The sequence below is a fragment of the Paraglaciecola polaris LMG 21857 genome, assembly GCF_000315055.1.
In the GTDB taxonomy this organism is placed as follows: domain Bacteria; phylum Pseudomonadota; class Gammaproteobacteria; order Enterobacterales; family Alteromonadaceae; genus Paraglaciecola; species Paraglaciecola polaris.
Window position 1 is genome coordinate 128,861 of record NZ_BAER01000014.1, and the last position, 12,386, is coordinate 141,246.

The 12,386-nt window shown below is 45.5% G+C and carries 9 protein-coding genes; 3 read left to right on the forward strand and 6 right to left on the reverse strand.

Annotation, left to right across the window (positions count from 1 at the left end):
* The first annotated feature begins 38 nt into the window (after window positions 1-38).
* Together GPLA_RS01660 and GPLA_RS24290 are read left to right on the forward strand one after the other, a co-directional pair.
* Window positions 39-308, forward strand: a complete 270-nt coding sequence (locus tag GPLA_RS01660; protein ID WP_335670176.1) for a GNAT family N-acetyltransferase — start codon at window positions 39-41, stop codon at window positions 306-308.
* Window positions 227-436 (forward strand): GNAT family N-acetyltransferase, encoded by a 210-nt coding sequence (locus GPLA_RS24290; RefSeq protein ID WP_007103063.1) that lies wholly within the window; start codon window positions 227-229, stop codon window positions 434-436. The genes GPLA_RS01660 and GPLA_RS24290 overlap by 82 nt, the downstream gene beginning before the upstream one ends.
* Window positions 437-588: 152 nt before the next feature.
* Here the strand turns inward: GPLA_RS24290 and GPLA_RS01665 are convergent, their stop codons facing one another.
* Window positions 589-1,476, reverse strand: a complete 888-nt coding sequence (locus GPLA_RS01665; protein WP_007103064.1) for a LysR family transcriptional regulator — start codon at window positions 1,474-1,476, stop codon at window positions 589-591.
* Window positions 1,477-1,583: 107 nt separating this feature from the next.
* Here GPLA_RS01665 and GPLA_RS01670 point away from each other — a divergent pair, with 107 nt between their 5' ends.
* Entirely contained in the window at window positions 1,584-2,693 is a 1,110-nt protein-coding gene (locus GPLA_RS01670; RefSeq protein ID WP_007103065.1) for a YeiH family protein, read from the forward strand.
* A 92-nt stretch (window positions 2,694-2,785) separates the two neighbouring features.
* Here GPLA_RS01670 and GPLA_RS01675 read toward each other — a convergent pair whose 3' ends face one another.
* The 5 genes from GPLA_RS01675 to GPLA_RS01695 form a co-directional block, all read right to left on the reverse strand.
* Entirely contained in the window at window positions 2,786-5,050 is a 2,265-nt protein-coding gene (locus GPLA_RS01675; RefSeq protein WP_007103066.1) for a GH92 family glycosyl hydrolase, read from the reverse strand.
* Window positions 5,047-7,278, reverse strand: coding sequence for a GH92 family glycosyl hydrolase (locus GPLA_RS01680; RefSeq protein WP_007103067.1), 2,232 nt, complete (start codon window positions 7,276-7,278; stop codon window positions 5,047-5,049). The genes GPLA_RS01675 and GPLA_RS01680 overlap by 4 nt, the downstream gene beginning before the upstream one ends.
* 12 nt (window positions 7,279-7,290) lie before the next feature.
* Window positions 7,291-8,478 carry an AGE family epimerase/isomerase gene (locus GPLA_RS01685; protein ID WP_007103068.1) on the reverse strand — a complete coding sequence of 396 codons (1,188 nt, stop codon included), beginning with the start codon at window positions 8,476-8,478 and terminating at the stop codon, window positions 7,291-7,293.
* Between the two features lie 81 nt (window positions 8,479-8,559).
* Window positions 8,560-9,825 (reverse strand): sugar MFS transporter, encoded by a 1,266-nt coding sequence (locus GPLA_RS01690; protein WP_007103069.1) that lies wholly within the window; start codon window positions 9,823-9,825, stop codon window positions 8,560-8,562.
* 42 nt (window positions 9,826-9,867) lie between these two features.
* Window positions 9,868-12,198: a GH92 family glycosyl hydrolase gene (locus GPLA_RS01695; RefSeq protein ID WP_040513759.1), complete on the reverse strand. Its 2,331-nt coding sequence runs from the start codon at window positions 12,196-12,198 to the stop codon at window positions 9,868-9,870.
* Window positions 12,199-12,386: the final 188 nt, after the last annotated feature.

A 12,386-nucleotide genomic window follows, 5' to 3' on the forward strand; every position in this document is an offset into this window, starting at 1 on the left:
CGCTATTCGCTCACGTTAGGGAAATAACTGTGTCGCAAATGCTTGCAACTGACCGGCTGAATTTACGCAACTGGATCGCTAGCGATTATGCGCCATTTTATGGGCTAAACTCAGACCCTGAGACAATGCGTTATTTCCCGTCCGTGTACAGCAAAGTACAAAGTGATAGGTTAGCCGATAAATGCCGAGCGCCTATCAATAAGCGCGGTTGGGGACTGTGGGCGGTATGCAAAAAAACGATAGGGCGTTTATTGGTTTTGTCGGGCTACATATCGCTAATACTAATTTGCCCGGCTCCCCTTGTGTAGAAATTGGTTGGCGACTTCACAGGTACCGTTGGGCTAAAGGCTTTGCCACTGAAGCGGCTGAAAAAGCGCTTGAGTATGCGTTTGTGCAGCTGCAACTAACACAGCTGATGTCTTTACCGCTAAGTTAAATAAACCGTCCCGAGCGGTGATGACACGGATCGGTATGCACGACACTTTAGCTAATTTCCAGCATCCTGATGTTCCAATAAAAAGCCAGCTGAGGGAGCATGTTTTATAGCAAATCTCCCGAGATAGCTGGTTACGGCAATTTAATTAGCTATTAGCCATTAAGGGGCTCAAAAAGGCTCTCTTCAAATGCCTTGGCGGCGGGAGAAGAAGGGCGATCGCGATAGCGGAGTTGATACAATGGACGTGTCATCAGCACGTTCTTTTTAGTCGTTAATGTTTTTATTCTGCCGAGCAAGAGCAAATCTTGCGTGACGGCGTCGGGCAGTAATGCCACACCCATACCTTGTGCCACGCAGCGTGCAATGGCTTCATTGCTGCCAAGTTGCATGTTGTTATTGACGGTGATCCCTTGTTTGGCAAGTAATTTAAAAGACATTTGCCGAGTGCCTGAGCCTGGTTCTCGCAGTAACCATAATTGTTCACTCAGCCAATTTTCTATATTTTCTGAGGGACTGTGTGTGCTTGGGATCACTATACTCATGGGGTCATGCTGCCAGTGTTGACTGGTAATATGTGGTTCGTTTGCGCTGCCCTCAACTAATGCCAGATCGATCCTACAAGCTAATAATGCCTGTTCTATTTGTGCCGTATTGGCCACTTGTACTTCAACGTTGATTAGCGGATGTTGACTGCAAAATCGGGCAATATAAGGTGCAAGCCAGTAGCCCGCAATCGTAGTACTGGCCCCTATCAATAAGGCGCCGCGTTTTAAACCCGTTCTTGCCCGTACTGCTTCTAATGCTGCCTGCTCAATGGCAAAAATGCTACGAGCGTGATTAAACAGCTCTTGACCACCTTCAGTCAGGGCAAGTTTCTTTCCTCTTGATGCTCTTTGTATAAGCTGCATTCCTAATTGATGTTCCAATTCTTTCAAGGCTTTAGACACCGCAGGTTGGCTTATGCAAAGGGTCTCTGCAGCCTGAGAAAAACTGCCTAAATGGGCAACGGTATGAAACACTCGCAGTGCATGTAAATTCAATTTATTAACCTGTAGTTATCAATGCATGATTTTAATGTATTGGAGTTATATTTTGCCGCTACCTATCATTAAGTCAACTTTTAAACCACTTAGTTAGGAGCGGTTCCATGTACAGCGCGGTTAAGCATTTTTTCTTTCATGGTGGTCAGGGCATTTCTTCTGATGTCAGCCTATACGTTGATCGTCGTTGGTGGTTGGGCTTGGTGTTAGTCACTACCATTGCATTTATGGCTATCTACTTAAGCCAAGTCGATTTCATTCAACAAGCCGGTCTAAGCTCACTGACCTTAGGCATAGTGTTAGGAGTTGTAATCGGTAATACCTTGTTTTCTTCCATGGCAACGCACACGGACATAGGGGTGGATTATGCGAAAAGTATGTTACTTAAAGCAGGCGTGGTGCTATTTGGTTTTCGTATCACCTTTGCACAAGTAACAGGAGTGGGCTGGCAAGGTCTGCTCACCGATATTGCCATGCTTAGCTTGACGTTTTGGCTGGCTATGCAACTGGGTAAGCACGTTTTCAAACTCGATGAGCAAACTACTATTCTCATCGGTGCGGGTAGCTCTATTTGCGGCGCGGCGGCAGTAATGGCCACAGAACCCGTGGTGAAAGCACAGGCGCACAAAGTGTCTGTCGCCGTCGCGACTGTGGTTGTGTTTGGCACATTAAGCATGTTTCTTTACCCGTTAATGTATCGTTATTTGGGTTTAAGCGAACATGCCTACGGGATTTTTGTCGGCTCGACTATTCATGAGGTCGCCCAAGTGGTTGCGGCTGGCAGTGCGGTTAGCCCAGCAGCAGCGGATATTGCAGTGATCGAGAAAATGCTTAGAGTGATGATGTTAGCGCCTTTTCTGATGGTGTTGTCCGTATGGCAAAACAAAAAGCACGCGAGTGACAATGGAACGTTAGCCAAAGGGTCAACCCCCAATGCGGTTCAGGGTAGTAAAATCAGGATCCCCTGGTTTGCTGTGCTATTTATCCTTGCTAGTGGCATCAACTCAACTCAGATGTTGTCACCTCAGGTGACTGGGGAAATTATTAATTTGGATGGAATTTTACTGACCATTGCCATGGTTGCATTGGGGCTGCGTACTCACATTGGGGCCATTCGTCAAGCTGGCTTGAAGCCCTTGTTGTTAGCAGGCTGTTTATTTCTATTTTTGATTGTAGGCGGATACACACTGAATCTTGCAATTTCGACACTTGTTTAAAGGGATCTGCAGGGGCGAAATGCGCGATGAAAATCAAGCCAAACATCCCCTCACGCCTTGATAAAAAGTGAGAGATGTTTGGCGTTGAAGTTTTACTCTACAGGGGCGAGCAGTTTTAGGCTGCCGCCTTGGGTAAGTTGTTGATGGGTCACAAAGCCATTTGTGAGTGTCTTATTGTTAAGCATTGGCTGCTTCTGGTCTTTGGCTAAGGGCGTGATGAGCAAGGTTTTACCCGGGTAATAAGCCTGATCAAGATGAACCGTCACTTTATCAAACGCTGTGCTGGAGGTAGCGTAGTCCATATCTCCAGGTGATACAGGGTAGATGCCCAGCATGCTAAAAACTAACCAAGCCGACATAGTGCCTGCATCATCATTGCCAGGCAAACCTGCCGGCTGATCCGTAAAGTGTTGGGCCATCAGTTTTTGCACATTCAGTGCGGTCTGGTGTTCTTGACCTGAAACATAGTTGAACAGGTAAGGATAGGTAATGTCGGGTTCATTGCCCATATCGAAGTTGTTCGTTGCAAAAGTGGCGTTTAAAGCATCAATAAAGCGGCTATCTCCGCCTAATAAGTCAATCATGCCGGGAATGTCGAACGGTACGTAAAATCGGTAATTCCATGCATTACCTTCAATGTAACCCGGAGCAGGTTCAAAATTACGGCCAAGCTCAGGATCATAAGGTGTTGGCCATTCGCCACTGCGTTTTTTGGGACGTAACATGCCAGTGTCGTTATCAAATAAATGACGGTACCCTTGCGCTCGGGTTAAATATTTTAGGGCATCTTGCTCATGCCCTAAAGCGTTTGCCAGGCTGCCTAGGGCAAAATCTGCCACATAGTATTCAAGACTCGTGGACACGCTGCCGTCGTATGGTTCTTCGTCATCTACCGGTACATAACCCAAAGTGAGATAGTCTTGATTTTCAGGACGTATAGGGTTGTTGTTAAGGGTATCTGCTGATTTCTGCATGGCTCGATATGCTTGCTCGATATCGAAGGTATCGACTCCGCGTAAGTAGGTATCGGCAATCATGGCCGTTGCTGGATCACCTACCATGGTTTGGGTTTCCATGCTGAGGAGCTCCCATTTGGGTAACCAGCCACTTTCTTGATACATAGCCAGCGCCGAATCAACCATCTGCGACTGGATCTCAGGATAAAGCAAACTTAATAAGGGATGCAGGTTTCGGCTTGTGTCCCATAACGAATAGACCGAATAGCGATTTTTTCCTTGGGTATTACCGACTTGAGCTGTGTGCTGTTGGCTCATGATCGGATATTCACCGTTAACATCTTGGATGATGCTAGGGTGAATCAAGCTATGATACAAACCCGTATACAGTAGGGTTTTATTGTTGTCGGAGCCTTGTACTTCGATACGCGATAACAATGCATTCCAGGCCTTTTTCGCTTTTGAGCGAGTCTCGTCGAACGCAAATGTGGGTTGCTCTGTCGCTAGATTTTGCCGAGCGTTTTCGATACTCACATAAGAAATACCAACCTTTACCTCAATTTGCTGCTTTGCTTCAGTATCAAAGCGCATATAAGCACCAATATTGTCGCCACTCATCACATGGCGATAATTTGGGTATGACTTGATGCTGTCATTGTTCTGCATCCACTCCCCTTCGACACCGGTAAATTTGGGCATCTTTTTAAAGGTTCCCAGCGACTTAGCGGGTTTGCTGAAACGGGCGACAAAATAGACTGGCCGAACATCTTGTGGGTTATAACAAAATGTCCCTACGGTGCGAGAACCTTCAATTTCATGATCGGATACTATCTTAAGGGAACCACCGGTTTCGTTCGTCAGTCCCAATCCCAGATTAAGTATGATATTTCCCTGACCTGCATTGAAGGTATAACGGCTCAACCCTGTGCGTAAGGTGCTGGTGGCTTCAGCCTTAATGTCATACTTGTCTAACGTTGTTTGGTAATAACCAGGTTTAGCGTGTTCGTCAGAGTAAGTTGAGCCATATTTTTGTGCATCTAGTTCTAAATCTCCCGCGGTAGGCATGATATTGATCACACCTAATTCTGGGCAGCCTACGCCACTTAAATTCACATGGGTAAAGCCCGTTAAGAATTTATTTTCGTGAATATATACGCGGGAATTCCACGCGGCGTCTTTCTCAAATTTATTTAGTTTTTCGTGCTCAAAAGCCACATTAAAAGGCGCCACTGATGTTAACGCATGGGGATACTGAGCGCCTGGATGTGTGGCACCAAAGTTAGACGTACCGACAAAAGGATTGACGAAATCCGCTGGGCTTTGTTGCTGCTCTTGCGCCAATGAGAGAGTGCTACTTGATAGGGCGAAAAGGCTTAAAGTGATAGTGAGTAATGCTTTCATTGCGGTTGTGATCCCATTTCAAATACCAACTCCCCCCCAGCTAAAATGTCCTGATGAGTGATAGAGAACTGCGTTAATGGTTTGCCGTTTAACGTAACACTCTGCACATATATATTGTCTTTAGACTGGTTGTGCGCTTCCACGTGAAAGCCATGTCCGTTTTCAAGATGTATGGTGGCAGAAGACACTTCTGGACTGCCCAATACATACTCGCCTGATACCGGATTCACCGGATAAAATCCTAAGGCACTGAATAAGTACCACGCTGACATTTGCCCTGCATCTTCATTGCCTGACAGGCCGTCAGGGGCGGTATGATAAAGCTCGTCCATAATCTGACGCACGTACTTCTGTGTTTTACTGCCTTTGCCCACATATTGATAGAGATAAGGCACGTGGTGACTGGGTTCGTTACCGTGCACGTATTGGCCTATGTAACCGGAAATCCATTCTGGAAATTCACCAACCGTTTGCTGTGCTTCAAACATAGCGTCTAATTGGGCTTCGAAAGGCTCAGCGCCCCCCATAATATCGATTAAACCGTTCACATCTTGGGGAACAAAAAAGCTATACTGCCATGCGTTAGCCTCGCAGTAATCTTCTGGGTGATAGGCATCAGGATTAAAATCAGTTCGAAACTCGCCGTTCTTCCCTTTTGCGCGCATAAAGTCAGTTTGCGGATCAAACAAGGTGCGATAGTTTTGCCCCCGAGCCTGAAATTCTTGATACAACTCGACTTTACCCAAGGATTTAGCCAACTGCGCTATTGCCCAGTCATCAAAGGCATATTCCAAGGTTAAAGAAACATTCCAGCTGCGTTCTTCAAACGGCACATATCCGAGCTTTTGGTAGCTCTCTAGGCCAAACTCTTTTTGAGTTGCACTTTGCAAGGCCGCTTCGAGAATTTGTTCACCACTGGCATCAATTAAGCCTTTAAAATAGGCATCAATGAGCACTGGCACACTGTGGTACCCCATCATCATATCGGTTTCATTACCTTGAAAGTTCCACACAGGTAAGCGTCCAGCAACCTGATAGTGATCCATGATAGATGCCATCAATTCTTTGCTTCGCGTTGGTTCGACTATGGTTTTCCATGGGTGTAAGGCGCGAAAGGTGTCCCACAAAGAGAAAAATTCATACCTAGGATAGGTTTCGCTCTTGTGAATTTGGCCATCTGGCCCTTTATATTCACCGTTACTATCAGAAAACACCCGAGGGGCCAAAGCGGTGTGATACATGGCGGTATAAAACTGCGTCATGTCATCTTTTTCGGCACTGATTTCTACTGTGCTAAGCTGTTTGCGCCAAGCCTGTTGCGCTTGATCTTTAACTTGGGAGAAGCTTTTATTTTTTCCTTCAGCCAATAAATTATGTTTGGCATTTTCTATGCTCACCGAGCTTATCGCTGTGCGCACGGTAACCACTTTTTCATCGGTTGGCAGCTCAGTTAAGTCAAAATCAAATTCCCCTGCTAAATTGACTCCTGAGGCACTCACTTCGCCGCTTTTTACTTTATCATTTATCAAAGTATGGGCGCTGAACGGCTGAGAAAATTCACTGTAAAAATAGACTCTTTGGTCGCTTGCCCAACCAGTAGATTTACGAAAACCGCCTATTGTCTGCTTATCAATCACGTCGATATGAGTGGCTAGGGTCTTATCCCAATTGCGGCTGTAACCGAGATCGACTCGCACAACGGCGTCACGGGTGTTTTTGGCATACTGATAGCGCTGATAACCGCTGCGCAGGCCAGCAGTTAATTCTACATTGATCGCGTAATTGTCTAAATGTACCTGGTAGTAGCCCGGAGATGCCTGTTCATTCTGGTGATTGAAGCGGGATACTATTGTGCCATCTTCTGGGCCCCCTTCGGTTTTTTCAATATGAAATGGCCGAGTCAGTGGCATAAAAGAGATATCGTATAAATCTCCTGCACCTGTGCCAGATAAATGGGTATGGCTGAAGCCAGCGATGATATTGTCAGGATAAAAGTAGCCAGAGATCCAATCCCAGCCAGTGCGACCATTATCTGGGCTTAATTGCACCATGCCATAGGGCACGGTGGCACCTGGATAGGTTTTTCCCTTGCCGTCGGTGCCAATAAATGGATCCACGTAGCCTAATGGGTCGAACACCTTTCCTTGCTCTGGCATGTCAGCGTGTTTTTGATCTGAGCACGCGCTTAATGCCAGCACTGCACTGGCGAATAATAATTGTCTGATCATACTGGTATCCGTTTATTTTAAGCGTGTATTGCCCAATGTGCGCAGTACTTCGAAACACGCGCCCAAAGTGTGATAATCACATTTTGCACCTGCAGCACTTTTTTGCGTGCTGTATTTGCTGTTGTCACGCTGCAATACTCTGAACCAAGCACCGTATTTGTGATCGACCATGTGCTGCCAACTGTATTTCCACAAAGCATTATATTGTTCCAAATAACCTTCATCTTGCGTGGCTGAAAACAACATGGCCGCTGCCGCAAAGCTTTCTGCTTGCACCCAGAAATATTTGTCATCGTCACACCAACTTCCATCAGGAGCGAAGCCGTAAATTAGCCCACCATGGACGTCATCCCAGCATTTATCGTAGGCTCGGTCGAATAACTGTTTAGCACGTTCTACTAACTTAGGATTAGGCGCGTGACGGTGTAAAATAAGCAGTAATTTAGTCCATTCGGTCTGGTGACCTGGCTGGAAGCCCCAAGGACGATAAAGGTTCTTGGGGTCGTCTTTGTTATATTCCCAATCAGGTTGGAAGTCAGTGGTGTAGTGCTCCCACACTAAACCATCGGTGAGGTCTGCTTGGCGAAAAGCGATGTTTGTTGCAAGTGTTTGTGCTCTATCAAGAAACAACTGCTCACCACTGGCTTCATAAGCGGCCAACATAGCTTCACATAGGTGCATGTTTGAGTTTTGACCACGATAAGGGCTCAAGTCACCCTCAGGGCTTATTTCATCTGCGTACAAGCCATAATCTGCTTGCCAGAAGCGTGATTCAAGTTGCTGATAGGTAGTCACTAACATTTCATTCGAAGTGATAATGCCCGCCTTACGAGCCGCTGCATAAGCTAATAATACGAAAGCATAACCATAAGCCTGTTGCGTCATATCTTGTGGTTTATTATCTTGCAATGTCCATGCGTAACCGTTTGCTGCGGGTTGCCAGTGCACTTGCTCGACATAATCTAAACCGTGACGAGCCATCGCTAAATAATCGTCACGTTCAAACAACACGCCAGCCGAAGCGTAGTTAACGACAATGCGTGTGCTGCTGACCAATTGCTTAAAACCAGCATCGAACAATTCGCCGTTGTCTAAGTAGTTTTGGAAAAAACCGCCTTGTGAATCTTTTACCCGAGGGTCATAGAAATTTAGAATGTCTTGGCAGTGTGTCATTAAAAATGCTGGGCTGTGGTAGTTCATAAAATTTTACTCATTCGTTAACGATTGAAATCAGTTACTTGTCGTTATGGCTGGTTATCTAGCCAAGTACACTTCTTCAGTTTACTTGGCTACAGTGGCGGAACGGCTTGTAAGTTTTGAACCAACCAATGCATACCAGGCGATATAAATGTACGCCACTACAGGCACAATGAAGCTAAATTGTACGTTGGTCATATCAGCAACATAACCTTGCACTAGCGGTAAAATAGCGCCGCCTACGATTGCTTGGCATAACAAGCCTGATCCGCGACCAGTAAGGGGTCCGAGTCCGCGAATAGCCAGTGTGAAAATAGTAGGAAACATAATCGAGTTAAAGAAGCCAATTGAGATTACCGTCCACATGGCGACATCGCCTTGGGTATTCATGGTAGTAAACAGCAACACAATGGCAATGGCAGAATTGAACGCCAAGACATAGATTGGTGCAATCACGCGAGTCAGCGCCGCGCCGACGAAACGACCAATCATAGCTGCACCCCAATAATAAGATACCATTTGACTGGCTTGGCGCTCATTTAGCCCCGCGATATCAGGCTGTGAAAAATAATTCACTAAGAAACTACCGATACTGACTTCAGCACCAACATAAAAGAAGATAGCGATTGTGCCAAAGACCAATGCCTTATGAGACCAGATAGAGTCAGTGCTTTTAACTTCATGTTCGCTTTCCTGGGATTGAATAGCGGGTAATTTTAAAAACTTAAAGCCAATGGCTGTAGCAATCATCACACCGGCGAGCAATAAATATGGAAACTGTACAGCCTTAGCGCTGATTTCTGCGTCTTCAGAGGCGACGCCTATGGTGGCGAAAATTAATGCTGCACCAAACATAGGGCCAAGGGTGTGCCCTACCGAGTTGATTGCTTGAGCTAGGCTTAAACGACTGGTTGCTGTGCTTTCAGGACCCAGCACCGCTACATAGGGATTGGCTGAGACTTGTAAGATAGTTACCCCGCTGGCGAGTATGAATAGGCCGAGTAAAAATACCGCATACACCTCAACTTCAGCTGCGGGATAAAATATCGCGCAGCCTGCTGCTATGGTGAGCAAACCGGTAATAATGCCGCGAATATAACCAATCTTTTCGATGAGCTTTCCAGCAATCGGAGAGACGATGAAATAGGCACCGAAAAAGCAAAACTGCACCAACATAGCTTGGGTATAGTTTAGGTCAAAAGCGGCCTTTAAATGGGGGATCAAAATGTCATTTAAAGCGGTTATGAAACCCCAAATGAAGAACAATGTGGTCATTGCAGCAAATGCAAAATGACTATTTTTCACCGGTTCACTTAGGGTTACGGATGATGGGGCAATCGGTCCTGCCATAATTATGTACTCTTTAAAGGCCAGCCGAAGCTGGCACGTTGATTAATGGGGTGCTACGTCAGCCGTCGACATTGAATAGGGCACTGCGTCTTTGCTTGTCGCCCATGTTTTGTTGGGCTTATTTGTCATGTCGAACGTTATTTCGCCGCCATTTAAAATTTGCTGATGGGATAAAAAGGTTTTATTAAATGCCTTGCCGTTAAGCATCGCATCATCAACATAGACATTCTGCGCACTGTTTTGCTTGGCATTAATGGTAAAGCGCTCCCCGTTTTGTAAATGCAAGGTCGCTTTATCAAAAAGAGGGCTACCGAGTATGTATTCGTCGCTACCTGGAGTTACCGGATAAAAGCCTAACGCACTGAACACATACCAAGCGGAGGTTTGGCCATTATCTTCATCTCCGCAATATCCGTCAGGGGTCGCTGAGTAGAGCTTATCCATGATATTACGTACATGATATTGTGCTTTCCAAGGCTGACCTGCGTAGTTATATAGGTAGCTCATGTGTTGTATTGGCTGATTGCCATGGGCGTAATTACCCATGTTGACGATCTGCATCTCGCGAATTTCATGGATGGTGAAACCATAATAAGAGTCATCAAAATCAGGCGGCATACTGAACACGCTATCAAGTTTGTTCACAAACGCTTGGTCACCGCCCATTAGGTTTTTTAATCCGGCAATATCATGAAAGACTGACCAGGTGTAATGCAGGCTGTTACCTTCGGTGAAAGCATCCCCCCATTTGAGCGGATTAAATGGGCTTTGAAAGCTACCGTCTTCATTTTTACCGCGCATCCAGCCACTTTGCTGATCGAACAGGTGTTGGTAATTAAGGGCTTTTTGTTTGAACTTGGCAGCGTCGTCTTTTTTACCTAAGCGTTCGGCCAAACGATAAATATTAAAATCTGCAAAAGCGTACTCAAGTGTACGCGCTGCATTCTCATGAATACCCACATCGTAGGGGACGTAACCCAGTTCGTTGTAGTAATCGACGCCTTCTCTGCCCACTGAGCTCACGGGACGTCCTTCGTCCACTTGCGCATTCTTCAAAATAGCTTCGTACAGGGTATCGATATCAATATCGGTTATGCCTTTTAAGTAGGCATCCGCAATATTCACCGCAGAGTTCGAGCCGATCATGACCCCTCTATGGCCAGGGCTTGCCCACTCAGGAAGCCAGCCAGACTCTTTATAAGTATTGGCTAAACCTTCCATAATTTGCGCGTCTAACTCAGGATACATCAGAGTGAAAAACGGGAAGACTGCACGGAATGTGTCCCAAAAGCCATTGTCAGTAAACATGTAACCCGGTAACACTTCGCCATTGTATGGGCTGTAATGAACGACTTCGCCAGCCTCGTTGTATTCATAAAATTTACGAGGAAATAACAGCACACGGTAAAGTGCTGAATAGAATGTGCGTAAGTTGTCTTTGTTCTGATCCTCAATTTCAATACGGGAGAGTTCCGTTTGCCAATTTTGGTGGGCTTTTTGGCGAGTCGTATCAAAGTCATCCTGACCAATCTCACGGCTTAAATTTAACTGGGCTTGTTCTGGACTGATAAAGGAAGACGCTATTTTTACCGATACTTTTTCGCCTCGCTTAGTTTTAAAGCCAATAACGGCGCCAACGTGCTCACCTTCACTTTGCAGTGCATCATCATTTAACTGATATTCGTCAGTCCAAGTGCGACTGATTTCAAAATCTTTATCAAATTCAGCCACAAAGTAATTATGAAAGTTATCAGGTACCCCACCGTGATTATTACGGGCATAACCGATTATTTTACGCTGCTCAGGCAGAATTTTAACCATAGAGCCTTTATCAAAAGCATCTAAGATAATGTACGCGTTATCCGCATCGGGAAAGGTAAAGCGAAATTGCGCGGCACGCTCGGTCGGGGTGACCTCAGCCGTTACATCATATGATGCCAGATAAACACTGTAATAATCAGGACTTGCCTGTTCAGCTTTATGGGAAAACCAGGATGCTCTGTCATCTTGGTTGAATTTCATTTCACCTGTGACGGCCATTAATGAAAATGCACCATAGTCATTTAACCAAGGACTAGGTTGGTGAGTTTGTTTAATGCCTCGAATTTGATCGTCATCGTATTTATAGGTCCAACCGTCACCGATAGGGGCGGTCATAGGTGTCCAAAAGTTCATTGCCCATGGAGTGGCGATCGCTGGATAAGTATTACCATTTGAAAGGCTGAACTTGGAATCTGTGCCCATGAGCGGATTAACATATGCGACCAAATCAACTGTAGGAGTGGCCGTCGACGCTTCCTTGTTATCAGGTGTTGCCCCACAAGATGCCAATAGCAAGAACAGGGGGATGGAAAAAATAAGCTTATAATTCATTTAGTTATACCTATGAAAGTAAATTTTCTTTGGCATTTCAGCGCCACCATCTAAGTTCAGCTTTCATTTTGTTGTGAACATAGATAACAAGTCAAAAGTTAATGCTTTGTAAAATTGTAATCGATTACAATTTGTTGGTCTAGTGAAAAGTCTAATTAATCCGCTATTTTGCCTGCATATGGTCACTC

Excerpts from the sequence above, each read along its gene's own strand:
- GPLA_RS01670 (WP_007103065.1), top strand. The coding sequence starts at position 1,584 with ATGTACAGCGCGGTTAAGCATTTTTTCTTTCATGGTGGTCAGGGCATT.
- GPLA_RS24290 (WP_007103063.1), top strand. The coding sequence starts at position 227 with ATGCAAAAAAACGATAGGGCGTTTATTGGTTTTGTCGGGCTACATATC.
- GPLA_RS01675 (WP_007103066.1), bottom strand. The coding sequence starts at position 5,050 with ATGAAAGCATTACTCACTATCACTTTAAGCCTTTTCGCCCTATCAAGT.
- GPLA_RS01695 (WP_040513759.1), bottom strand. The coding sequence starts at position 12,198 with ATGAATTATAAGCTTATTTTTTCCATCCCCCTGTTCTTGCTATTGGCA.
- GPLA_RS01680 (WP_007103067.1), bottom strand. The coding sequence starts at position 7,278 with ATGATCAGACAATTATTATTCGCCAGTGCAGTGCTGGCATTAAGCGCG.
- GPLA_RS01660 (WP_335670176.1), top strand. The coding sequence starts at position 39 with ATGCTTGCAACTGACCGGCTGAATTTACGCAACTGGATCGCTAGCGAT.
- GPLA_RS01685 (WP_007103068.1), bottom strand. The coding sequence starts at position 8,478 with ATGAACTACCACAGCCCAGCATTTTTAATGACACACTGCCAAGACATT.
- GPLA_RS01690 (WP_007103069.1), bottom strand. The coding sequence starts at position 9,825 with ATGGCAGGACCGATTGCCCCATCATCCGTAACCCTAAGTGAACCGGTG.